Source organism: Arthrobacter sp. Sr33 (assembly GCF_054511195.1).
The window spans coordinates 50,330-74,307 of the sequence record NZ_JBTNDD010000006.1; the positions used below are offsets into that span (position 1 = coordinate 50,330).

Consider the following 23,978-nt stretch of genomic DNA (forward strand, 5'->3'; position numbering starts at 1 on the left):
CCATGACCGACGTTATTACCAGCCCCGCAGAGCGGTCCGGCCCACTCGCCGGCACCCTCGTGGTGGACCTTAGCCGCGCCCTGGCCGGACCCCACGCTGCAATGATGCTGGCCGACCTTGGTGCCCGCGTGATCAAAGTGGAGAACCCCGGTTCCGGCGATGACACCCGCGGCTGGGGCCCACCCTTCGTGGGGCCCGAGGACAACCCGCAGGCCACATATTTCCTGTCCTGTAACCGGAACAAGGAATCGATCGCCCTGGATCTGAAGAGCGACGACGGGAAGAAGGTCCTGACCGCCCTGCTGGAACGGGCCGACGTCGTCGTCGAAAACTTCCGGCCGGGTGTCCTGGACCGCCTGGGATTCTCGACCGAAGCAATGCACCAGCTCAACCCCCGCCTGGTCGTCCTCTCCATCACCGGGTTCGGGCACGACGGACCAGAATCCAGCCGGAGCGGGTACGACCAAATCCTGCAGGGCGAGGCAGGCCTGATGTCACTCACCGGGCCCAGCCCGGATGACCCGCAACGCGTCGGTGTGCCGATCGCTGACCTCCTCTCCGGGATGTACGGGGCGTACGGCGCCCTGGCGGCACTGCTGGAAAGGGAAAAAACCGGCAAGGGCCAGGTGGTTCGGACCTCGCTGCTTGCCGCGCTGGTCGGTGTCCACGCGTTCCAGGGCACCAGGACCACTGTCGCCGGCGAGGTGCCGAAGGCGCAGGGCAACCACCACCCGTCCATCGCACCCTACGGCCTCTTCAACTGCGACGCCGGGAAGGTCCAGATCAGCGTCGGCAGCGAGAAGCTGTGGCAAAAGTTCGCCACAACCTTCGGGCTCGACGCCGACCGCGCCGAGTTCGCCAGCAACGGTGATCGTGTGCGTAACCGCGACCTGCTGATCGGCGAGATCGAACAGGCTTTCGCCGCGTACGAGTCGGAGCCCCTGCTGGCAAAGCTCAACGAAGCCGGCATTCCGGCGGGCAAGGTCCGGTCCCTCGATGAGGTGTACGAGTGGGAGCAGGTGAAGTCGCAGGGCCTGCTGATCGACGTCGAGCACCAGTTGCTGGGCAAGGTCAGCCTCCCCGGCCCCCCGTTGCGGTTCTTCGATGGCTCCGAGCAGGAGACCACCAACTCAAGCCACACCGCGCCTCCGCTGCTGGACCAGGATGGTGCCGACATCCGGCGCTGGCTGGACGACGCGCTGGCGAAGGACTCCTAGCATGACGACGACCCAGCCGGTGCGCCATCTCACGGCAGCGGAACTGATTGACGTGGTTCTTGATCCGGGTACCTTCACCGCCTGGGATAAACCTGTGCCCGGCCCGCACCCGGACGCGGGGTACGAGCGGGAGCTGCAGGCCGCCCGGGAGAAGAGCGGCGTGGACGAGTCGGTCATCACCGGCGAGGGCCTGATCCGCGGCCGCCGCGTGGCAGTGATCGTCTCCGAGTTCCGGTTCCTTGCCGGTTCCATCGGGCTGGCGGCCGCCAATCGGATTGTCGAGGCAGTCGAACGGGCCACCCGGGAGGAACTTCCGTTGCTCGCCGGGCCCGCATCCGGCGGCACCAGGATGCAGGAGGGCACCCTCGCGTTCCTGTCGATGGTGAAGATTTCGGCTGCCGTGCGCACCCACCGGCGGGCGCGGTTGCCGTACCTGGTGTATCTGCGGCACCCGACCACCGGCGGCGTCATGGCGTCCTGGGGCTCCCTCGGCCACGTGACCGTCGCTGAACCTGGCGCGTTGCTCGGCTTCCTTGGCCCGCGGGTCTACGAGGCGCTGTATGGCACCCCGTTCCCCGAGAACGTGCAGATCTCCGAGAACCTGTACGACAAGGGGCTCATTGATGCGGTCGTCCCTCCGGAGCTGCTCCCCGAAATCGTTGACCGCGCGCTGAACGTTCTGACGCAGCAAGCAACAGCACCGGTGCCACCTCCGGCGACCCTCGACGTCGTACCCTCCCCGGTGGACGCCTGGACCTCCATCGAGATTTCCCGCAACCGGCGTCGCCCCGATCTGCGAAGACTGCTCAGCTGGGCCGCCCAGGATGTACTGCCGCTCAACGGCACTGGCCAGGGCGAAAAGGACCCCGGTCTCCAGTTGGCGCTTGCCCGTTTCGGCCACCAATCGTGCGTGGTGTTGGGCCATAACAGGTCCCGGGTGGCACCGGAAAGCTCAATGGGTCCTGCGTCGCTGCGCGAGGCGCGACGAGGCATGAAACTGGCCGAAGAACTTGGCCTGCCATTGCTGACCGTGATTGATACCGCTGGCGCCGCACTGTCCAGAGAGGCGGAGGAGGGTGGTCTTGCGGGCGAAATCGCCCGATCGCTTTACGACCTCATCGGCTTGCAGTCACCAACGGTTTCGGTGCTGCTCGGACAGGGCGCCGGCGGGGGAGCGCTGGCGCTCCTCCCTGCGGACCGCACCATCGCCGCCCACCACGCCTGGCTGTCACCGCTGCCACCCGAGGGGGCCAGCGCGATCATGCACCGGAGCACCGAGTTCGCGCCGGCGCTGTCAGAAGCGCAAGGAGTCAATGCAGCGTCGTTGCATGCCAACGGGCTGGTCGACCACCTGGTGGACGAGCGCGATGACGCCGCCGAGGAAGCCAAGGCGTTTTGCCTCCGGATGGGAGCAGCTATCGAGTACGAGCTGTCGTCTCTGGCAGGGGAATCCATTGACACCCTCCTGACCCGGCGGGCCGCCAAGTATCGCGATCTGGGGCCCCGATTGGCTGATCCGACGGGTTAGCAGGGACGCCTGGGTACGCTTCTCAAGTGCGGTGGGAAACACCCGGTGGGGTACGCTGAATCGACACCCACAACCTGGAGACGACCATGCAACTCGACACCTCAGAGCTGACCCCAGTCATCAACCGCCTCAAGCGCGCGCAGGGCCAATTGGCTGCTGTCACCCGCATGCTCGAGGAGGGTAAGGACTGCAAGGACGTCATCACCCAGTTGGCTGCCGTGTCGAAGGCTTTGGACCGTGCAGGGTTCGCGATCATTGCCACCGGGCTGGAGCAATGTCTTACCAGCGACGACGCCACCATGGACAAAAAAGATCTCGAAAAGTTGTTCCTGTCCCTCGCCTAACCGGCCCTGCACGTCACACGGCGCGCCGGCGGCCGTCCGCTATTGCGGGCAGGCGGTTTGGGTGGCATAGTTCGGTCCGTGCGGGGCGCCGCAGAGCTCTCGCGCTGCCTGGTCTCGACCCCCACACTGACTCAACGGTGAGGTTTCATGTCCCACAGCAGTAGGCGCGGTCCGGTTGATCCTCGCGTTAAGGATTCCGTCCAGCAGGATGCCGTCCAGAGTCCCTCCCTGGCAGACCTTCTCGGCCGCACCGCTGATGGAGATCAGGAGGCTTTCGCTGCCCTGTACAGGCAGACCTGCAAACGGGTCTACGGGCTGGTGCTGCGGGTGATCCAAAATGCAGCAATTGCGGCGGAAGTGGTGCAGGAGGTGTATCTGATGCTGTGGGCGTCGTCGGGCCAGTTCGACGCCGATCGAGGCTCTCCCCATAGCTGGATTTTGACCCTCGCTCACCGGCGCGCCGTCGACCGGGTGCGTAGCGAGCAAAGTTCTGCCGGACGTGACGCGGCGTACAGCCTGCGGTCAGCGGCAGTCCGACCGGACAGCGTTGAAGAAACGGTGCACCACACCCTGATGTCAGAGAGCGTCAGAAAGTGTCTTGGATCCCTCACCGACCGGCAGGCAGAGGCCATCAGCCTGGCCTACTACGGCGGAATGACCTATGTCGAAGTCGCTGAGACGCTACAGATCAAGCTTCCCACCGCCAAATCGCGGATTCAGGCAGGGCTGACCCGCCTGCGGGACGCCATGGAAGCCGACGGCTACGACGCCCTCTCCCGGTGAGCAGGAAGAAAGACAACCTTATGGACCCATACCTTCAACAGTGGTTCACGCGCCTGGCCGTCATGACGTCCGGGCTTGACCTCAACTCGGTCTGGGACAACTACACAGAAATCGGTGGCACCTGCGACATCGTCGAGTTCAAGGCGTACATTCACGGCCTGATGCAGCTCGAGCAATTCCAGCGGGACATGGTCTCCCACGCAATTAACGAGATGCTCGATGACAAGGATTCACCAGTGCGCCGTGCGGCGTACACAACCGACGACGTTTCCCTCGCCACAGGTGTCCCCACCGAAAGCAGCTTCGAAAGCCTGACCGATCCAGCGCTGCGACGCCTGACGACGACGGCGGCTGCCCTGTTCCCGGTCAACCAGGCCGAATCGCTGCGGCTACAGTCGTTGCATCGGACCGGGCTGATGGGGTCGGCTCCCGAGGAGCGATTCGACCGGATCACCCGACGGGCACAAGAGCAGTTTGGTGTCAGCTCTGCCTCGATTGCCCTGATCGGCCAGCACCGCCAGTTCATCAAATCGGTGACGGGTCCCATCGGTGAGAATGTCCCGCGCCGGATTTCCTTCTGTGACCAGACCATTCGCAGCGAACGGGTGATGGTGGTGCGTGATGCGCTGGCGGACAGCAAATTCCGGAACAATCCACTGGTGCAACTGAAACCGCACATCAGGTTTTATGCAGGATATGCGCTGCGTGGCCCCGGTGGTTGGCCGGTCGGCACGCTGTGCATCATCGATGACCGTCCGCGAGACTTCTCGGCGGCCGATGAGCTGGCCTTAAAGCAGTTGGCCGCCGAAGCCCAGAACCAGATGGAGATGAATCGGTCCTAGGACTCCAGCGGCCAACAGCCTGTCCGGGCTACTTCGCGGGAGCCATCGACATGGGCAGAACCCGCCGCATGACATCTGACAGCGTAATGACGCCGATGAACTTGCCATCGTCTATCACGGCCGCAAGCTGAACACTCGCGCTCCGGATCTGAGCCAACGCCTCATAGACCGGAACATCGGCCTCCAGCAGGAAGGCTGCACCGGCCAGCTCACGGACCTGGCGATCCGCTGGCTCGAGGAGCGTGTCCCGAACGTGGATCACCCCGGGAGGAGTACCGGCGTCGCCCTGCACGAGGATACGGAGGTGCTTCGACCGCGCCGCCGCTTCCTGGACATCGGCCATCGTGGCAGTGTCCGGCACCACCGTGGGCGCGCCGCCGGGAGCGATGAGTGAGCGAACCGTGAGGCTTTCCAGTTCCAGCGCACCCGACAGCTGCGTCTGGTAGGACGCCTCGAGTGCCCCAGTTGCAGCGGAATGCTCGACCAGGTGACGAATCGACCCGGCGTCCAACCCGCCGGCCGCAGCCCGGTTCACAGGTGTGACACCGCTGGCAGCGACGAGGCGGTTCGCGATGGCATTGACCCAGACCAGCAGAGGCCGGACGAGCCAAATGAAACCGCGTGACGGCAGCCCGATGAGCTTGGCAGACCGCTCGGGGTGGGCAATGGCCCACGACTTGGGCGCCATTTCTCCTACGACGAGGTGAAGGAAGGTCACAAACAGGAGGGACAGCCCAAACGCTGTACCGCCGGCTATTGCCTCCGGGATGCCCCAGGATGCGAGTACCGGACCCAACCAGGCGTCAACAGCCGGTTTGGTGATCGCGCCGAGAGCAAACGTGCAGGCGGTAATTCCCAGCTGGGCACCCGCAAGCATGATGGTGAGTTCGTTGATACCCCGCAGCGCGGCACGCGCTGAACGGTTGTTGGCCGCCTCGGCTTCAAGCCGGTAGCGGCGTGCACCCAACAGGGCGAATTCGATCACGACGAAGAATGCACTAAGGACGATGAGTAGCACCGTTACCAGGGTTACGATCATCGGGTTTCCTCACTAGTTTCATCAGCTGCGTCGGTGCGGCGCTCAGCGCGCTCACCGGCGTCGGCGTTCTCTGGGGTGAGCTCGATCAGCCGCACCAGTAACTCGCTCGGTACATGCCGGGTTACTTCGAGGACTTCGACGTCGAGCACACGGCGGACGGGCTCATCCTCGACCAGGTCGCGGGGATCGTCGGGGAGAACCACAGTGACTGTTTCGCCGACGGCCGGCAGTTCGCCGCGAACGGCGATCAGCACACCCGAGATCGTCTCGTAGTCGCCCTCGGGCAGTTCGTGCCCGATAGCGCGCTCCACCTCATCGACGTGCACGTCACCACTCATCCGCCAGATGAAGTCCTCTTCGGACTCGATCGTGGGTGGTGCTTCGTCGTCGTGCTCGTCGGTGAGTTCACCGACGAGTTCCTCTGCAAGATCCTCGACGGTGATGACGCCGGTGAAGCCGCCATACTCATCGATCACGCAGGCAAGCTCGTTGCGGGAGTTCATCAGCTGCTCCAGCGCATTGGGCAGGGACATCAGGGTCGGCAGCACCAGCGGCGGGTGCATGACCGCCGTCACCAGGGTGTCGTCGCTGATGCTTGCCGGCAGAATATCCGCGAGCTGGACGACGCCGAGGGGTTCCTCGGTTTCGGACACCACGGGATAGCGGGTGTGGGCATCGGCCATCAGGGTGCGCACATAGCCCACCGTTGCCTCGGGCCCGACGGTGCCGACCTGTGACCGCGGAATCATCGCGTGTTCAATATCCCGGTCGGGGAAGTCGAGGATACGGTCAATCAGCATCGACAGTTCTTCGGGCAGGTCACCACTCTGGCGGGAATCGGCCACAATGCGGTCCAGATCCTTCGCAGTTGCGGTGGTATCGACGTCGTGGACTGGTTCAACCCGGACGAGCCGCAGCAGGGCGTTGGCCGAGTGGTCGAAGATCGTGATCAGCCAGCCGAACGCGGCAAGGTAGATCGTGGTTGAGCGAGCCAGTCCGCGCGCCAGCGGCTCAGCATTGGCGATGGCCAGGTTCTTCGGATACAGCTCACCGAAGATCATCTGGACAACTGCCGCAACAACGAGGGCCAGTACCGTGCCGATTGAGATACCCAGGGCGGCCGGCAAACCGGCCCCGCCGAGCAGGACACCCAGTGACTCACCGACCAGCGGTTCAGCCACGTAACCAATCAGTAGACCGGTGACAGTGATGCCCAGTTGGGCGCCCGACAGCATGAAGGACGTTCGCTTGGTGACCTTCAGGGCCCGTTGGGCAGAGACATCGCCGGCTTCGGCCAGGACCGCAAGCTTGGTCCGGTCGACCGACATGTAGGCAAATTCCTGGGCCACGAAATAGCCGTTGGCGGCAATGATGGCGAGGATGATGATGATGCCCAGTAAGAGGGTGAGCAGGGTGATCGTCATTTAGTTGACCCCCCGCAGTCGGCCGGCGTGAACCCACGGCCGAGACTTGATTCAGGATTCAGATTGAAAGAACAACAATGACTGGGGTCATCAGAGGACCCCGGTTGCGTACGCAGTTAGACCAGCACCTTTAGCAGTCTTGGAAACATTGACATAACCACTATACCGAGAGCCCTGCGACGGCCAGTAACCTACTACCCGGTGGCCGCGTTCGACCTTCCGCCGGAGCAGGGAAGAATAGGACTGTGAGTGAGGCAGGGCAGTTCATCGACACCGCGCTGCAGCGCGAGGCGACGTGGGAGCGGGCCGACGATCGGGGTAGCGGGGGCCTGCGGATTTATGGGGCGTCGGTAGGCGCGGTCCGGGGCGCCGTCCGGGATGCCTTCCGCCGCTACCGCGGGCTGGAGCACGACGCCGTGCTGGCGCTCAGTTCGGAGCTGTGGGCGGTAGCGGTGTTTGAACGCCGGTTGGCGGCCATCGTGGTGCTGCAGTCGAGACTGGCACTCCTTCAGGTGACAGACCTGACCCGGGTGGAGGGATTTCTGCGGCAGGGGGGCAGGCCGGAGTTGGTCGATCCGCTGGCCATCGACGTGGTGGGTCCGTTGACCGACCGGCTGAACCAACGTGACGGGGACCGTGCAGCAGTGATACTGGACCGGTGGGCGACCGACGTCGACCCCTGGCTCGGCCGGGCGGCGCTCCTCTCGTCGCTCCGCCCCTTGCGTACCGGCGGTGGCGACTGGGACGGCCTGGTGCGGCGGGTCAAAGCCGCGAGAGCAGCAAACCGTGAGGGGGCCGGGCGCGACGTCGTCGGCGAGGCAATCGAGCTGATCGCCAGGGAACTGGCCACAGCCCGCCCGGAACTGGCCGTGCCACCGGTGTAGCGCGCCCACCGCAACAGCCGCGGAACGCGTCATAGACTGGTGCTGCGGCGGCCCCGGGTTGGGGCCAGCCACCCACCGCAGTCCAGCAAAGGTGCTCCTTCATGCCAGCTTCCTACTATCGCCCGCTGGGCGAAGGCAGTTTCGAATCCACCATCCACGCGCAGGGTGCCTGGAACCCCGAAGAACAACACATGGCGCCAGCGGCCGGGTTGCTGGCTCACTGCCTCGAGCAGTGCAGTCCTCGACCTGACCTGCGGATGGCGCGACTCAGCTTCGACATCCTTGGCATGATCCCCGGGGGCACGTTCGATGTGCTGGTCAAGGTCATCAGACCGGGCAAGACCATCGAACTGCTGGAGGCGGAGATGGTCTCCGGCGGACGGACGGTGATCCGTGCCAAAGCCTGGCGCCTGGCGAAGGCCGACAGTGCGGCGGTTGCGGCAATCGAGGACGCACCTATGCCCGGCCCTGACCAGGCGGGCCCCTTTGCGGACATGACCGCCTGGCCCGGGGGATTTATCGAGTCCCTGGAGTTTCGGGTCGTCGAGGGTCATCGCCCGGGCCGGGGCCGGGTCTGGTTGCGTACCCCACATCAGATGGTTGAAGGCACTCCGACAGCTGATCTGGTGCGGCTGATCGGCCTGATTGATACAGCGAACGGGGTGTCGGCACGGGTTCCTCCCGGACCGGGCAGCTGGATGTTCCCCAACCTTGACCTGCAGGTCCACCTGTACCGCGAACCGGCGGGGGAGTGGCTGGGCCTGGAGACGAGCGTCAGTTTCGGTGCTGACGGGATTGGGCTGACCTCCGCGGTGTTGCATGACACCACGGGTCCCTTCGGCCGGGCTGAGCAGATCCTCACCATCCGGAAGCTGTAACGACGCCCTGCCAACGGCCGCACTGCAACTAGGGTTGATACGAGTTATACCTGTCGATTCAAAGGAGCAGCACGATGGAATACCGCAAGCTTGGCAACAGCGGCACTGCAGTGTCGGCGTACGCCCTGGGCACGATGACGTTCGGCGCGGAGGCCGACGAAGCGACTTCCCACCAGGTCCTCAGCGCCTACGCGGCCGCTGGCGGCAACTTCATCGACACCGCCGACGTGTACACAGCTGGCGCGTCCGAGAGGATCATCGGTTCATGGCTGGCCAAGAACCCCACGGAGCGCGACCAGATGGTCCTCGCGTCAAAGGGACGTTTCCCGATGGGAGATGGCGTCAACGATATTGGCCTGTCCCGCCGTCACCTGCGCCGGGCGCTGGACGACTCACTGGCCCGGCTGGGCGTCGACCACATTGACCTGTACCAGGTGCATTCGTGGGATCCACTCACCCCGCTGGAGGAGACCCTGGGTTTCCTCGAGGATTCGATCCGCAACGGCAAGATCGGCTACTACGGATTCTCCAACTATTCCGGCTGGCAAATGACCAAGGCCGTCTGGCTGGCCAAGGCCCACGGCTGGAACGCACCGGTCACCCTGCAGCCCCAGTACAGTCTGTTGGTCCGCGAGATCGAGTCGGAAATTGTTCCGGCAGCGCTCGACGCCGATATCGGCCTCCTGCCCTGGTCGCCGCTGGGCGGTGGCTGGCTCACCGGGAAGTACCAGCGGGATACCTCTCCCACCGGCGAGACACGGCTGGGCGAGAACCCCGAGCGCGGCATGGAAGCCTGGAAGGAACGCAACGCCAAGGAGCGCACCTGGCGCATTATTGACACCGTCGTAGAGATTGCAGCTGAGCGGGAGGTCACGGCATCGCAGGTGGCCCTCGCCTGGGTGGCCCAGCAGCCAGCTGTCACCTCGGTCATCCTGGGGGCACGGAACACCGATCAGCTCACCGACAACCTGGGTGCCGACTCGGTGACCCTGAGCGTAGCCGAGGTCGACAGGCTCTCAACGGTCAGTGCACCGGAGGTCTCCGACTACCCCTACGGCTCTCCAGGCCAGGAGCAGCGCAGCCGCAAGATTGACGGCGGGCGCTAGGGCACGTTCCGCTCGACCGTCGCGGAATTCCGGAGCGGGCACACTCGTTGATGGAGGGTAGGTGCCCGCTCCGGGCACTGTGATCGAAAGGCCAGCACCATGGCAAAGGCACTATGGAACAATACCGTCATCGCAGAGTCAGACCGGACGGTAATGGTGGAGGGAAACCACTATTTCCCTAAGGACTCGGTCAGGACCGAGTACCTCACCGACAGCAGCATGACCACCGTCTGCCCCTGGAAAGGAACCGCCAAGTATTTCTCCTTGACGGTGGCCGGTGCCACGAATGACGACGCCGCCTGGACTTACCCGGAACCGAAGGCCGAGGCTGAAAACATCCGAGACCATGTGGCGTTTAGGCGCGGGGTCGTTGTCACCGACTAATTCCCTGCCGCCATCGGCTGGTCAGGGCAGGTTTGGCAGCTCCGGCTGGTACAGCCACGGCTGGAGGAGGGCTGCCGCGTCGAAGCCGGGGACCGTGGAGCAGCTCTCATCGGCCAGCTCGATCAGGTCGGCAGTACTGACGTGCTGGTGCCTGAACCGGGCGGTCCAGTCGCGAAGCATTCCGAAAAAGAGCTCGTCGCCGGCGGCGATCCTCAAGGCGTGGAGCGCCAGGGCGCCGCGTTTGTAAACCCGGTCGTCGAACATGTCCGAGCCGCCGGGATCACCAATGATCAGATCCTCCGGTTCTGTGGCGAGCGCACGCCACGCCTCGGTGGCCCGTTGCGAAGTGGAAAGGGCCCCCGACCTTTCTGACCACAGCCATTCGGCGTAGCAGGCGAAGCCCTCGTGCAGCCAGATGTCCTGCCAGGCACTCACCGTCAGGGAGTTACCGAACCACTGGTGGGACAGTTCGTGGGCGATGAGCCGCTGAGATTCCCACCCGGTGGTGAGATGGTTGCTGCCCAGAATCGACAAGGACTGCGCTTCCAACGGAATCTCCAGTACATCGTCAGCTACCACCACGGTGTACGCATCAAACGGATAAGGGCCGAAGAGTTCGGTGAAGGCGCTGATCATCTCGTGTTGACGCGAGAGTGCGCGGCGTGCCGCGTCCCGCAGGCCCACGGGTGCGGCAGTGAACTGCGGCACGGGGGTGGTGCTGGACCGCTCTAACTGGTAGCGGCCAATCTGGACTGTGGCCAAATACGTGGCCATCGGCTCTGGCTGGTCATACACCCAGGTGCCGCGACTCGCTTTTGGCGTATGGGATACCAGCCGGCCATTGCAGATGGCGCGGTAGTTCGCGTCGGTGGTGACAGCCATCCGGTAGGTGGCTTTGTGGCTGGGATGGTCATTGCACGGGAACCAGGACGGGCTGCCGGTGGGCTGCCCGGCAACGAGGACGCCGTCAGTGAGCTCCTCCCACCCCACCTCGCCCCAGGTGCTTCTGGTGGGTTTGGGGTTTCCGCCGTACTTGATGTCGAGGGTGAATTCCTGACCCCCGCCGATGGGTTCACCCGGGGTGACGATCAGCCGGGATCCTCGCGTGCTGAAGCGCTGGACCTGGCCGCCGCTCAGGGTCACCTTGGTGACTTTCAACCCCGCCAGGTCCAGCTCAATCCGCTCCAATGACTGGGACGAGGGGCCGGCGGCGCGGCCGGTGATGACGGCGCGGGCGGTCAGTCGGTTGCTCGCCAGCCGGTAGTCAAGGTCAAGGTCGTAGTGCAGGGCGGCCCAGTCGGCGGACCCGTGCCCGGGGGTATAGGGGTCGAGCGTGTCACCGATGCGTGCGACGACGCTTTTGATGGCTTCCCTCATGGAGCTACCGCCGGGCTTTTCCACGGGCTGACCGGGTTGCCGATCCAGTAGCTTCCCGCTGGCACCGTCTCGCCGCGCATTACCAGCGACGCCGGTCCAACCGTCGATCCGCTAGCCAGGCAGGCGGCAGGAAGTATCACTCCGTGGGGTCCCATGGTTGCGCCATCCTTCAAGGTTACGGTGTCCATGGACATCACCCGGTCATGGAAGAGATGGGTCTGGATGACGCACCCGCGATTGACTGTGCTGCTGTCACCAAGGGTTACCAGGTCGGCTTCCGGCAGCCAGTAGCTTTCGCACCACACGCCGTGGCCGATCCTGGCTCCTAGGGCCCTTAACCACCAGACGAGTGCGGGAGTGCCGCTGGCCGCCCGGGCAAACCAGGGGGCGGTAACCGTTTCGATGAAGGCGTCGACAACTTCGTTCCGCCAGATGAACGAACTCCAGAGGGGGTGTTCACCCGCACTGATTCGGCCGACCAGCAACCATTTGACGACGACCGCACTGACGGCCGCCACCGTCCCGGCCGTCATCATGACCAGCCCGCCGAGGAGTGCAGCAACCAGGTAGCCCCACTGCCCGGCAATGGCGTCGAGCCCCACGAGCACCAGCACGGCGATCACCACGGTCAGCAGCGTTGCGGCGAGCCGGCACACTTCCCATGCACCCCGTGCCACCTTCAACCGTCGTGGTGGGTCGAAGGTTCGGGTCTGATCGGCGTCCATCTGGGTGCGGCGCAACCGGACCGGCGGGCTTCCCAACCAGGACGTACCGGCTTTGGCCTTGGCGGGGGTGGCGGACAGCACCGCCACCAGCGAGTTTTTGGGTACCCGGCGGCCCGCGGCGGTCATCCCCGAATTGCCGAGGAACGCTCGCTTACCGATTTTCGCCGGCGCCACCTTCATCCAGCCCCCGCCGAGTTCGTAGGATGCGACCATCGTGTCATCGGCGAGGAAAGCGCCGTCGCCAATGGTGGTCATTTTCGGAACCAGCAGCACAGTCGAAATCTCGACGTTCTTGCCGACCGTAGCGCCAAGAAGTCGCAGCCACACCGGCGTGAACAGGCTCGCGTACACGGGGAAGAGCAGATCGCGGGCCAGGTCAAGGACTCGTTCGGTGGCCCAGACCTGCCAGCCCACACGGCTCCGGACCCGGTGATACCCCTCCCGCAGCCCGATCCCGAGCAGTCTGACGGCTGCCAGGATCAGGATCATCGTTGCCACAAACCACAGCAGGCCAGCGATGGGCACCGACCAGGCGAGTTGTGGCAGGGCGTCGGACAGTCCTGCGGTGCCGCGCAGGGCGGCGAGGATCGGCAGGGCAGCAATGCCGGCGGCCAGATAGGGGATGCCCGAGAGGATGCCCGAGGCGGCGGCGAATGCCGGGAAGCTGAGGGTGACTGACGGCGACGTCGCCGGAGCATCGGGCCAGATGGGCTTGGCTTTGCCGATCCGGGTGGCAGGGGACCCAGCGTATTGCTGGCCGGGAGGTACCTTGCCCAGGACCGCCGAACCCGGGGCAACCTGTGAGTCGGCGCCCACCCGGGTGCCGGGCATCAGCGTGCTCCTGGTGCCGATGAGGGCTCGCTCCCCGACGCTGATCCTGCCGATGTGGACCAGGTCACCATCAATCCACCAGCCCGAAAGGTCCACCTCGGGTTCGACGGAGCTGCCGCTGCCCAGATGAAGCATTCCGGTGACCGGGGGGACCGAGTGGAGGTCGACGTCGCGCCCAATCTTTGCCCCCAGCGCCCTGGCGTAGTAGGTGACCCACGGTGCGCTGGCAAGACTGACTGCGGCTGCCATGTCCGCGATTTGTTCGGCAAGCCAGAGTTTCAGGTGCACCCTGCCGCTGCGGGGGTAGCTTCCCGGCTGGACCCCGCGTAGCAGGATCCTCGCGGCGATAACCGAAATCCCCATCCGCCCCAGCGGGCTGACGAACACGATCCAGCTGGCAAGGATCCACCCCCAGGACAGCGTGGTTGTCGCTGCGATTCCGGAGATCACGAGAACCTGATTGATGATCATCAGGTAGGTCAGCCAGCGCATCCCCACCAGCATGAAGAGGGGAATGCCCATCAGTGTCTGGAAGATCTGGGCTTTGCGGGTGGTGCGGGCGACGTTCCGCTCAATCCTGATCGTGCCGCCGACCGGTTCCGATCCTTTCACCATGTCAATCAACGCGCCCACCCGCGGGTGGGCGTAAATGTCGGCAACCGTGACCGTCGGATACTGCTGCCGCAGGGCGGACACCAGCTGCGCCGCAGACAGGCTGCCGCCACCGTGGGCGAAGAAGTCCGCATCCAATCCCGACGCCGGGACGCCGAGTACTGCCGTCCACTGGTCCACCACCCACTGGGCTTCGTCGTCGAGGGCCGGGGCGTCGTCGTCGTTGTGCTGGGCGAGGGGCCAGGGGAGCGCCGACCGATCCACCTTTCCACTGGTTTTGGTCGGCAGGGAATCGGTTTCGCTGAGCATCGGAATCAGCGCCGCGGGCAGCGAACCAGCAAGCTCGGAGCGCAGCTCCGGCAGGTCGAGCGGTGCTCCGGCGGCGACGAGATAGCCCACCAGTATCTGGTTGCCGGCGGCGGTGGTCTGCACTGCGGCTGCGGCACCTGCGACGCCGGGCAAGGACTGCAGGGCGGCATCGACTTCGCCGAGTTCGATCCGTCGGCCGCCGAGCTTCACCTGTTCATCGGCGCGTCCCATAAATTCGAGCCCCACCGGGTCAAACCTGACCAGGTCCCCGCTGCGATAGGCGCGGTCCCAACCCAGCGACGGCATGGGAGCGTATTTTTCCTTGTCCTTCTGCGGATCGAGGTAGCGGGCCAGCCCAACCCCGCCGATAATCAGCTCACCGACCTCGCCGGCGGCCACCGGAAGACCTGAACTGTCGACGACGGCGAGATCCCAGCCGTCCAGGGGAAGCCCAATGCGCACCGGTCCTGGACCGCCGAGCAGAGCGGCACAGGCGACGACGGTCGCCTCCGTGGGGCCGTAGGTGTTCCACAGCTCCCGGTCCTCGGTCGCCAGCCTTGCTGCGAGCTCGGGTGGGCAGGCCTCTCCGCCGAAGATCAGCAGTCTGACGGCTTCGAGAGATTCGACCGGCCACAGGGCGGCAAGGGTAGGAACCGTCGAAACCATGGTGATGCCGTGGGTGATCAGCCACGGACCGAGATCCATGCCCGAACGCACCAGGGCGCGCGGGGCCGGCACCAGGCAGGCGCCGTTGCGCCAGGCCAGCCACATCTCCTCGCAGGAGGCGTCGAAGGCGACGGAGAGTCCGGCGAGGACCCGGTCGGTGGGGCCCGCCGGCTCGGCCTGCAGGAACAAACGGGCCTCGGCGTCGACAAACGCCGCCGCCGAGCGGTGCGACACTGCAACACCCTTGGGTGTTCCGGTGGAGCCGGAGGTGAAAATGATCCAGGCGTCGTCGTCGGGGGTCGGCATCCTCGGTGCAGGGAAAGGAGCTTTCCGCCCCTTTTGAACCACCGGTTTGCGCCCCGCGCGCAGGATGCCTGCGACCTTCGCTTCGGAGAACACAAGTTTGGCGCGTTCGTCGGGGTCGTCGGCGTCCACCGGGACGTAGGCTGCCCCGATCATGAGGATCGCGAGGATGGCGATGTAGAGCTCGGCGGTTCCGGACGGAATACGAACGCCGATCCGGTCGCCAGCACCCAGCCCGGCCAGGTGAAGCTTTTTCCCCATCGCCCTGACACTCGAGAGCAACTCGGCGTAACTGAGGCTGGTGGTGCCGTCGTCGAGCGCTGAGGCGTCGGGAAACGAGTCAGCAGTGGCGGTGAGGATATCAATCAGGGTGCGCGGCTGCGGGGCCGCTGACCGGCGGGAAAGTTGGGGGGTATGCGGCGTCACCAGATAAGTGTCCCATCCGGAATCGGGACTCGTGGCGGCTACACGCCGTCGTCGGTCACAAACCGAATCACACGAAAACCAGGTACGTCACGACGGTGATCAGGCCGGTCAGTGCGGCACCCCAGGCGAGGTCCACGGCGATCAGGACCGCTGGCCACCGTTTCAGTGTCGAGGCATTGGTGAGGTCATAGGTCGCATAGGCGAAAAAGCCCAGCGCCCCACCGTAGCCCAACGCTGCCAACCATGACTCGGCGGCCAATGCGGGCTGAACAGCGAAGAGCACGATGCCCGCTACATAGATTAGGTAGAACGCTGCCGCATAGAGAAAATTGGGTTTGTCGGCAAGCTGGTCGCCGAGATGCCGACGATAAAATTTGCTCATCGATTTGAGCCACACGGCGTCCAGCAGCAGGAATGTCGCTGCGGCAACCAGAAACTGCAGGAAGATCATGGACAGGAGCCTAACCCAGATGACCGGTGCCGACCTGTTCGTGGTGCGCCGTACCGCCTCGGCCGGCGCCGCCGCTGACCTGGCGGAGGGCATCACCTTGCTGCGCGCTGTGGCGGCGGGGGAGCGTCCCGCTACGCTGCGACTCTATCGGCCGGAGCCCACCGTGGCGTTCGGGCAACGCGACACCCGGTTGCCGGGTTTCCCTGCCGCCGAAGAGGCTGCACGGGCACTGGGGTTTGAGCCGCTCGTGCGCCGGGCGGGCGGCAGGGCCGCGGCCTATCATCGTGGCTGCCTGGTGATCGATCATGTCGAGCCGCAGACTGACGCCGTCGCCGGGTCGCGGAACCGCTTCTCCGGATTCGGTGAACTACTCGCGTCAGCGCTGCGCTCGGTGGGAGTGACCGCGGCGGTGGGTGAAATTCCCGGCGAGTACTGTCCCGGCGAATACAGCGTGCACGGCATTGGCGATGACGGTCGGCGCGTGAAGCTGGTGGGGACAGCCCAGCGGGTGGTCGCCGGAGCCTGGCTCTTTTCCTCGGTAATTGTGGTGGAAGACTCGGCCCCGATCCGGGAAGTGTTGACCTCGTCGTACGCGGCGATGGGACTGGACTGGGACCCGGCCACGGCTGGCGCCGCGAATGACCTGGTGCGTGGCCTGACCGTCGGCGACGTCGAAGACGCCGTCCTGGCCGCCTATCGCCGCGCGGGATATGGGTTTGAGCCGTCGGAGACTTCCACAGCGGTCCAGCCCAGCGCATCCTGACAGCCAGAACGACCGTTGCGAGCTAATCGCGCCGGTTTCCACCGGCTCTAGGGTGGGGGTCTTAACCAGCGACCGCCCCGTGGCCAGCTGGCCACGGGGCGGTCGTCGTCGTACTGGTTGTGCTCTAGGCGGCACGCAGGATCTAGTGGCCGCGCGCAATCCATTCATCCAGTGATGGCGCCTCGGCGCCCACCGTCGTTGAATCGCCGTGCCCGGGGCGAACCACCGTGTCAGCCGGGAGGCTGAGCAGGCGGTCACGGATGGATTCGATGATGGTGGGGAAGTCGCTGAAGGATCGGCCAGTCGCGCCGGGACCGCCCTGGAACAGGGTGTCGCCGGTAAAGACGGTGCCGGCCTCTTCGAGGTAGAAGCTCACGGACCCGGGGGAATGCCCGGGGGTGTGCAGCGCCTTCAGGGTGACGCCAGCGACCGTGAATTCGTCGCCGTCGTTGATGTCCTGGTCCGGCGCCGGGTCAGGATAGACCTGGTCCCACAGCATCCGGTCGGCCGGATGCAGGTGGATGGGCGCCCGGACAGCGTCGTAGACGTCGCCGACGGCGCGGATGTGATCATCATGGCCGTGGGTGAGCAGGATGGCTCGGACCTGTCGCCCATTGATCTGTTCCACCACCGCTGCAGCGTCGTGCGCAGGGTCGATGACGATGCATTCGGTGTCATCGCCGATGATCCAGACATTGTTGTCAACGTCCCAGGTTCCGCCATCGAGGGAGAAGGTTCCGCTGGTCAGCAGGTGTTCAATGCGTGCAGCCATCAGAGTTCCACCACCGAGCGCAGCACCGAGCCGTCGTGCATCTTGTCGAACGCGGCTTCAACCTGGTCGAGCTTGATCCGTTCGGTGACGAAGGCATCGAGGTCCAGGTTGCCCTGCTGGTAGTGGCTGACCAGCATTGGGAAGTCCCTGGAGGGGAGGCAGTCGCCGTACCAGGACGACTTGAGCGAGCCGCCGCGACCGAAGACATCGAGCAGCGGCAGTTCCAGCATCATGTCCGGGGTGGGGACGCCCACCAGCACCACTGTGCCGGCGAGATCGCGTGCGTAGAACGCCTGCTTGTAGGTTTCGGGGCGGCCGACGGCGTCGATCACCACGTTGGCGCCGTTGCCGTCGGTGAGGGCCTGAATGGCCTCGACGGCGTCCTGGTTCTTGGAGTTGACCGTGTGGGTTGCTCCCAGTTTCCTGGTTGCTTCAAGCTTTCGGTCGTCGATGTCTACGGCGATAATCGTCGTCGCACCCGCGAGCTTGGCGCCGGCGATGGCTGCACTGCCCACGCCGCCGCAACCGATGACGGCTACCGAGTCGCCCCGGCGCACGTTGCCGGTGTTGATGGCGGCGCCGATGCCTGCCATGACGCCGCAGCCCAGGAGGCCGACGGCGGCCGCATCTGCTTCGGGATCCACCTTGGTGCACTGGCCGGCAGCGACGAGAGTCTTCTCGGCGAAAGCGCCAATACCCAGGGCAGGGGAGAGCTCGGTGCCGTCTTCAAGCGTCATTTTCTGGGTGGCGTTGTGGGTGTTGAAGCAGTACTGCGCTTCACCGCGACGGCAGGCACGACATTCGCCGCAGACCGCACGCCAGTTCAGGATGACGCGGTCGCCGGGTGCTACCTCGGTGACGTTGTCTCCGACGGCGCTGACCACACCGGTGGCTTCGTGGCCGAGGAGGAAGGGGTAATCGTCACTGATCCCACCCTGCTTGTAGTGCAGATCGGTATGGCAAACGCCGCAGGTGAGGATATCGACCAGTGCTTCACCTGGTCCCGGATCTGGCACGAGGATGGTCTCGATGCTGGCTGGTGCGTTCTTTTCCCTGACAACTACGGCTTGGACTCTATGAGCCATTTCAACACGGTCCTTTCGGTTGGGTACCGGGCGGTATCCCAAGCATAGGCACGGAGTCGGACAGTGGCTCAATCAGGTGATCTTTCCCCCACTTTGGGCAAGTTCAGCGAGTTTTAGGGCGGACGTGACCCGGATAGGTTGTTCGGGCGGAGTGACCGGACCTGTGCTGGAGCCAAAGGTGCGCTACGAAGAAGATCAGATAGTGATCAGAACCGATGTTGAGGCATTGCCTGAGGCGGGATATGACTGTCCCGGCAACGACATGGTCTCGTTGACCGTTGATTTGGCAGAACCGGTTGGCGCCCGGAAATTGGTCGATGGAGGTTGTCTGGCCGGGGAGGCTGCCACCACGCCATTCTGCGAGAACGACGGCGTACGCACCCCGTGGCGTTCGCCTGCCGGGTTCTGAAGGGACCGTTCACGTTGTTCGCTGTGAGCTTAATCCGGGTTGGTCCTGCCAGCCTGCCTGACGCCGAAGAATGTCAGTGGCAGATGATGTGATGGAGGTATGAAGCAGCAGGAGAATACCGGTGGAAACCGCAGCATCGCTGAGGTTTTTACGGCCAGCCTGGGTGCGGCTAGCCCGGGTTCTGTTGACTCGGTTTCGTTGGCGGGGATGGATCCGTCGTGGAGCCCCGGCGAGGTGGCCGGTGTGTTGCGCAGGGTCGGCAAGACCAGCCGGTCCCACCGGTTTGCGGCCAACACGGCGGCCACCGAGGTGGAACTGGCTGGCCCCGAATCGCTGGTCTCCATGTTGCTGCCCTGGGAAGCCGACCGCGTCCCCGCGAAGAAACCCGCCGGAAAAGCCGCTGACGGACCGGCTGACGGACCATCTGACGAAGCGTCGGATCCGGTGGCGGGGATCTCGGACTTGTTGCAGGCGGTGGATCGGTTGGCGTCGTGGGCCGCTTCCCGGCAGGCCGAACTGATCGCTGATCTGCACCGCGAAGTGCAAAGCCTCGCTGCGTCCCGGGCCTCGTCCCGGCAGGGCATCGGCACAGGGCTTGGGTTCACCCTCACCGTCGAGGAACTAGCGCCGTTACTGAACATTTCCGGGCGGGCCGCGCACCGGTTACTGGGTCACAGCCTGACCCTGGCCCTGGACCTCCCGAAAACCCTCCAGTCCCTGGGCGCGGGTGTGATCTCTATCCGGCAAGCCCAGATCATCGCCGACGAAGCCCTGTTCCTACCGGCCGAGGTGCTGGCCGGGTTCGAGGATCAAGTCCTCCAACGCGGAGCGCATCTGACCCCACCCCGGTTGAAAAGCCTCTGCCACCGGATCCGGGAAAAGCTCCACCCCGATTCCATCACCACGCGCAAGGCCGCGGCCGTTGAGGACCGGCACGTGGAACTCACCCCCGCCCACGACGGCATGGCCTGGTTCTCGGCCTATCTTCCCGCTGAACAGGCCTGCGGCATCGAACACCGGCTCACCTTCATGGCCCGTGCCCTGCAACACCCGCAAGAAGACCGCACCCTCACCCAACTCAAAGCCGACCTCCTCGGAGACCTCCTCACCCACCACTGCGAACCCGGCGCGGCAGCAACCAGTCCAACCAACCTCGCCCACCCCGTGGAACACGACGGCAGCACCACCGGAGACGGCGGCACTGGAGACGGCAGTGCGGGAAACGGCGGTTCTGGAGATGGCGGTGCGGGAGACAACGGTGCGGGTGGGATGGATTTGGCGGCGGTTCTGGGGGTGCACCCGGTGGTGTTCGTGACCGTACCCGTGATGACCCTGCTCGGCGGCGACGCACCAGCCGACCTCGCCGGGTACGGGCCGATCGACCCGGACACCGCCCGGAAACTTGCCGCCCACGCCAAGGGGTTCACCCGGATCCTCACCCACCCGGAGACGGGTGCTGTCCTCAGCGTCGGCCGGGAACGGTATACGGTCCCGGAAAGTCTCCGACGGACCATACTCGTCAGGGATAAAACGTGCCGCCACCCCGGCTGCAACCGGCCAGCCCCGGCCTGCGACCTCGACCACACGATCCCCTGGCACCAGGGCGGCACCACCAGCTACGACAACCTCGCCGCCCTCTGCCGCAAACACCACAAACTCAAAACAGAAGGCTACTGGCACTACCACCAGCCTGACCCCGGCACCCTCACCGCCACCTCACTGACCGGCAAAACCTACACCACGCTCCCCGATCCACCACCCTTCTAGCGCTGTGAATCACGGTGGTATCAGAGGGAATGGGAGAGAAATAGCCGACTGGGCTAGCTAGCGATCCTTGCCATTACGTCCGACACCGAAGGATTCGTTGCCGCAGTGCCGTCAGGGAACAACACCGTCGGGACCGTCTGGTTGCCGCCGTTGAGGGATTCCACCAGTGCTGCGGTGCCTTCTACCTCTTCGATATTGATCTCGGTGTAGCCGATCCCCTTGGCATCGAGCTGCTTCTTGAGCCGACGGCAGTAGCCGCACCAGCTGGTTGAGAACATGGTGATCGTGCCGGCATCGGGAGTGTAGTCCACGGTGCTCCTTCGTAAGTTGTCGAAACCTTCAGACGGAAGGCTGAAGTTGTTGGGTGCAGGGTCGATTTTGCCCTGCACAGTGTGCAACACGTACGGGATCATTTAGATTCCGCAGGACGAACAGTGTTCTCAGAACAGTGTTTTCAGGTCGCTGCAGGTCAGACGATTTCGCGGAGTGACACGGTGCCGTCGTCGGCGATTGATAGCCCCGGATTGTGGCAGACCTCCCAGTGGAAGCCATCAGGATCCGCGAAATACCCTGAATAACCGCCCCAGCTCATCGCCGTCCCTTCGGCAATCAGTTCTGCTCCTGCGGCAACAGCGGCATTGAGGACGGTATCCACCTCTTCGGGGGAATCCACGTTGTGGCCCAGGGTGAGCGGAGGCGCAACTGGACCGTGCCCAATATTCCCGGCTTCGGCGGCCAGATGGTCACCCCTGAAGAGGGACAGCACCAGACCATTACCCACCTGGAAGAACGCAACCTCATCAGGAACGTAAACCAGAGGGTCCCAACCCAGGGCCTTTGCATAGAAGTTGTAAGCCGTTTCAAGGTTGCGGACGCCCAGCGTGATGACTGAGACCTGAGGTTTCATGAGTTGATCCTACTGACACTTTCGCGGTTCAGCACCGGCGCGCGCTAGCAAGGTTGTTGGTCGCGTCCAGCACAGCGGATACCATCAGAGAGTTAACCCGCCGTCCCACCTTTGCTAGGAGACCACTGTGTCAGCGCCCTCCCATATCACCCTCATCGTCGACGGCGAAGAGCACCAGGTGACCACGGGCACTTCCGGCGTTGACCTGTTCGCCGAACGCCGCGACGTCGTCGTCGTCCGGGTGAATGGGGAACTGGTGGATCTCGATCAGCCAATCCCCGCCGACGCCCAGGTGGAGCCCATCACGATCGGTTCGCCCGAGGGTCTGGAAGTGCTGCGCCACTCGGCAGCACACGTTATGGCACAGGCTGTCCAGCAGCTGCGCCCAGGCGCCAAACTGGGTATCGGCCCGTACATCACCGACGGCTTCTATTTCGACTTCGACGTTGAGGCTCCCTTTACTCCCGACGATCTGAAGCAGCTTGAGAAGATGATGCTGAAAATCGTGAACAGCAACCAGCTGTTTGTTCGCAGGGTCGCAACCGAGGCTGAAGCCCGCGAAGCGATGGCCGACGAGCCGTACAAGCTGGAACTGATCGGCCTCAAGGGCGGTTCGGGCGATATCACCGACGACGACGGCGCGTCAGTCGAGGTCGGTGCCGGCGAACTGACCATTTACGACAACATCGATCGCAAAAGCGGCGACGTCGTCTGGAAGGACCTCTGCCGCGGTCCGCACCTGCCGAACACCAAACTCATTTCGAACGCGTACGCCCTGACCCGGTCCGCCGCAGCCTACTGGCGTGGAAGCGAAAAGAACCAGCAGCTGCAACGCATCTACGGGACCGCCTGGCCCACCAAAGACGAGCTGAAGGCCTACCAGGAACGTATCGCCGAAGCCGAGCGCCGCGACCACCGCAAACTCGGCACCGAGCTGGACCTGTTCTCGTTCCCAGATGAGCTCGGTTCCGGCCTGCCGGTGTTCCACCCCAAGGGCGGAATCATCCGCAAGGCGATGGAAGACTACTCGCGTCAGCGTCACGTCGACGCCGGCTACGAGTTCGTCTACACCCCGCATATCACCAAGGGACACCTCTACGAGGTGTCGGGCCACCTGGACTGGTATCGCGACGGTATGTTCCCGGCAATGCACGTCGACGAGGAACTCAATGAGGACGGCACGGTGCGCAAGCCGGGCCAGGACTACTACCTCAAGCCGATGAACTGCCCCATGCACAACCTGATCTTCAAGTCCCGCGGTCGGTCCTACCGCGAACTGCCGCTGCGGATGTTCGAGTTCGGCTCCGTCTACCGGTATGAAAAATCGGGTGTGGTGCACGGCCTGACCCGCGTCCGTGGCATGACCCAGGACGACGCCCACATCTACTGCACCCGCGAACAGATGAAGGACGAGCTCACCGAGACGCTCAACTTTGTTCTCGGACTGCTCAAGGACTACGGGCTGGATGATTTTTACCTGGAACTTTCCACCAAGAACCCTGAAAAGTCGGTAGGTTCCGACGATATCTGGGAGGAAGCTACCCGGACCCTCGCCGAGGTGGGCGAAGCCTCGGGTCTGGAACTGCGGCCTGATCCCGGCGGAGCGGCGTTCTACGGTCCCAAGATTTCTGTCCAGGCCCGGGATGCCATCGGTCGCACCTGGCAGATGTCCACCATCCAGCTGGACTTCAACCTGCCGGAGCGGTTCGAGCTCGAATACCAGGCCGCGGATGGCACCCGCCAGCGACCAGTGATGATCCACCGTGCACTGTTCGGCTCCATCGAACGGTTCATGGGTGTCCTTACCGAGCACTACGCCGGCGCGTTCCCGGCCTGGCTTGCCCCGGTCCAGGTACTCGCCATCCCGGTCGCTGAAGCCTTCAACGAGTACCTGTTCGACGTCGTTGACAAGCTCAAAGCCGAAGGCATCCGCGCACAAGTGGACATTGGCACTGATCGGTTCCCCAAGAAGATCCGCACCGCGAGCAAGGAAAAGGTTCCGTTTGTGCTGATCGCCGGCGGTGACGACCAGGACGCCGGGGCCGTATCCTTCAGGTTCCGGGACGGCAGCCAGGACAACCAGGTGCCGGTCGACGAGGCAGTCCGACGCATTGTCGAAGCTGTCCGGAATCGGGACAAGTAAAAC

General features: G+C 64.4%; 22 protein-coding genes. 13 read left to right on the top strand and 9 right to left on the bottom strand.

Translation table 11 applies throughout. The features are described 5' to 3' along the window. Window positions 1–2: 2 nt before the first annotated feature. The 5 genes from ACX80T_RS09595 to ACX80T_RS09615 all read left to right on the top strand — a co-directional run bounded on the left by ACX80T_RS09595 (window position 3) and on the right by ACX80T_RS09615 (window position 4,714). The gene (locus ACX80T_RS09595; protein ID WP_019482469.1) at window positions 3–1,217 is read left to right on the top strand and encodes a CaiB/BaiF CoA transferase family protein; all 1,215 of its coding nucleotides are present in this window, start codon (window positions 3–5) and stop codon (window positions 1,215–1,217) included. Window position 1,218: 1 nt separating this feature from the next. Then, the gene (locus tag ACX80T_RS09600; RefSeq protein ID WP_019482468.1) at window positions 1,219–2,745 is read left to right on the top strand and encodes a carboxyl transferase domain-containing protein; all 1,527 of its coding nucleotides are present in this window, start codon (window positions 1,219–1,221) and stop codon (window positions 2,743–2,745) included. Between the two features lie 86 nt (window positions 2,746–2,831). Then, on the top strand, window positions 2,832–3,089 hold the full coding sequence (locus ACX80T_RS09605) for a metal-sensitive transcriptional regulator (protein WP_019482467.1): 258 nt from the start codon (window positions 2,832–2,834) through the stop codon (window positions 3,087–3,089). 147 nt (window positions 3,090–3,236) lie between these two features. Further along, window positions 3,237–3,872: an ECF RNA polymerase sigma factor SigK gene (sigK, locus tag ACX80T_RS09610; protein WP_019482466.1), complete on the top strand. Its 636-nt coding sequence runs from the start codon at window positions 3,237–3,239 to the stop codon at window positions 3,870–3,872. After that, a complete protein-coding gene (locus ACX80T_RS09615) occupies window positions 3,869–4,714 on the top strand; it encodes a GAF domain-containing protein (protein ID WP_459304266.1) in 846 nt (281 codons plus the stop codon). Before sigK ends, ACX80T_RS09615 begins: the two co-directional genes overlap by 4 nt. Window positions 4,715–4,742: 28 nt before the next feature. Here ACX80T_RS09615 and ACX80T_RS09620 read toward each other — a convergent pair whose 3' ends face one another. After that, window positions 4,743–5,753, bottom strand: coding sequence for a CNNM domain-containing protein (locus ACX80T_RS09620; protein ID WP_019482464.1), 1,011 nt, complete (start codon window positions 5,751–5,753; stop codon window positions 4,743–4,745). After that, the gene (locus ACX80T_RS09625) at window positions 5,750–7,177 is read right to left on the bottom strand and encodes a hemolysin family protein (protein ID WP_019482463.1); all 1,428 of its coding nucleotides are present in this window, start codon (window positions 7,175–7,177) and stop codon (window positions 5,750–5,752) included. Before ACX80T_RS09625 ends, ACX80T_RS09620 begins: the two co-directional genes overlap by 4 nt. A gap of 245 nt (window positions 7,178–7,422) precedes the next feature. On the opposite strand from ACX80T_RS09625, the gene ACX80T_RS09630 reads away from it, so the two are divergent. From ACX80T_RS09630 to ACX80T_RS09645, 4 genes are all read left to right on the top strand, one after another. Beyond that, window positions 7,423–8,061: a DNA alkylation repair protein gene (locus ACX80T_RS09630; protein ID WP_024477464.1), complete on the top strand. Its 639-nt coding sequence runs from the start codon at window positions 7,423–7,425 to the stop codon at window positions 8,059–8,061. A 101-nt stretch (window positions 8,062–8,162) separates the two neighbouring features. Then, complete coding sequence (locus ACX80T_RS09635) at window positions 8,163–8,939, top strand: thioesterase family protein (RefSeq protein WP_024477465.1); 777 nt, start codon at window positions 8,163–8,165, stop codon at window positions 8,937–8,939. Window positions 8,940–9,013: 74 nt separating this feature from the next. After that, on the top strand, window positions 9,014–10,045 hold the full coding sequence (locus ACX80T_RS09640; protein ID WP_459304267.1) for an aldo/keto reductase: 1,032 nt from the start codon (window positions 9,014–9,016) through the stop codon (window positions 10,043–10,045). Between the two features lie 99 nt (window positions 10,046–10,144). Further along, window positions 10,145–10,429: a DUF427 domain-containing protein gene (locus tag ACX80T_RS09645; protein ID WP_459304268.1), complete on the top strand. Its 285-nt coding sequence runs from the start codon at window positions 10,145–10,147 to the stop codon at window positions 10,427–10,429. 21 nt (window positions 10,430–10,450) lie between these two features. Here the strand turns inward: ACX80T_RS09645 and ACX80T_RS09650 are convergent, their stop codons facing one another. From ACX80T_RS09650 to ACX80T_RS09660, 3 genes are all read right to left on the bottom strand, one after another. Continuing rightward, window positions 10,451–11,806 carry a M1 family metallopeptidase gene (locus ACX80T_RS09650; protein WP_459304269.1) on the bottom strand — a complete coding sequence of 452 codons (1,356 nt, stop codon included), beginning with the start codon at window positions 11,804–11,806 and terminating at the stop codon, window positions 10,451–10,453. Next, entirely contained in the window at window positions 11,803–15,678 is a 3,876-nt protein-coding gene (locus tag ACX80T_RS09655; protein ID WP_459304270.1) for a Pls/PosA family non-ribosomal peptide synthetase, read from the bottom strand. Before ACX80T_RS09655 ends, ACX80T_RS09650 begins: the two co-directional genes overlap by 4 nt. 67 nt (window positions 15,679–15,745) lie before the next feature. Next, window positions 15,746–16,129, bottom strand: coding sequence for a DUF2177 family protein (locus tag ACX80T_RS09660; protein WP_019482457.1), 384 nt, complete (start codon window positions 16,127–16,129; stop codon window positions 15,746–15,748). Between ACX80T_RS09660 and ACX80T_RS09665 the strand changes: the two genes are divergently transcribed. Continuing rightward, entirely contained in the window at window positions 16,128–16,892 is a 765-nt protein-coding gene (locus tag ACX80T_RS09665) for a lipoate--protein ligase family protein (protein ID WP_019482456.1), read from the top strand. The two genes, ACX80T_RS09660 and ACX80T_RS09665, sit on opposite strands and share 2 nt — an antisense overlap. Window positions 16,893–17,034: 142 nt before the next feature. On the opposite strand, the gene ACX80T_RS09670 is transcribed toward ACX80T_RS09665, so the two are convergent. Continuing rightward, window positions 17,035–17,664, bottom strand: a complete 630-nt coding sequence (locus tag ACX80T_RS09670; protein ID WP_019482455.1) for an MBL fold metallo-hydrolase — start codon at window positions 17,662–17,664, stop codon at window positions 17,035–17,037. Next, window positions 17,664–18,749 carry an S-(hydroxymethyl)mycothiol dehydrogenase gene (locus ACX80T_RS09675; RefSeq protein WP_019482454.1) on the bottom strand — a complete coding sequence of 362 codons (1,086 nt, stop codon included), beginning with the start codon at window positions 18,747–18,749 and terminating at the stop codon, window positions 17,664–17,666. Before ACX80T_RS09675 ends, ACX80T_RS09670 begins: the two co-directional genes overlap by 1 nt. A 151-nt stretch (window positions 18,750–18,900) precedes the next feature. Here ACX80T_RS09675 and ACX80T_RS09680 point away from each other — a divergent pair, with 151 nt between their 5' ends. After that, window positions 18,901–19,158 carry a hypothetical protein gene (locus tag ACX80T_RS09680; protein ID WP_156809011.1) on the top strand — a complete coding sequence of 86 codons (258 nt, stop codon included), beginning with the start codon at window positions 18,901–18,903 and terminating at the stop codon, window positions 19,156–19,158. 99 nt (window positions 19,159–19,257) lie between these two features. Then, entirely contained in the window at window positions 19,258–20,925 is a 1,668-nt protein-coding gene (locus tag ACX80T_RS09685; protein WP_459304271.1) for an HNH endonuclease, read from the top strand. Between the two features lie 53 nt (window positions 20,926–20,978). Here the strand turns inward: ACX80T_RS09685 and ACX80T_RS09690 are convergent, their stop codons facing one another. Then, window positions 20,979–21,236 (bottom strand): mycoredoxin, encoded by a 258-nt coding sequence (locus ACX80T_RS09690; RefSeq protein ID WP_026041025.1) that lies wholly within the window; start codon window positions 21,234–21,236, stop codon window positions 20,979–20,981. Between the two features lie 158 nt (window positions 21,237–21,394). Then, window positions 21,395–21,832, bottom strand: a complete 438-nt coding sequence (locus tag ACX80T_RS09695; RefSeq protein ID WP_019482451.1) for a VOC family protein — start codon at window positions 21,830–21,832, stop codon at window positions 21,395–21,397. 127 nt (window positions 21,833–21,959) lie between these two features. Here ACX80T_RS09695 and thrS point away from each other — a divergent pair, with 127 nt between their 5' ends. Next, window positions 21,960–23,975 carry a threonine--tRNA ligase gene (thrS, locus tag ACX80T_RS09700; protein ID WP_019482450.1) on the top strand — a complete coding sequence of 672 codons (2,016 nt, stop codon included), beginning with the start codon at window positions 21,960–21,962 and terminating at the stop codon, window positions 23,973–23,975. Window positions 23,976–23,978: the final 3 nt, after the last annotated feature.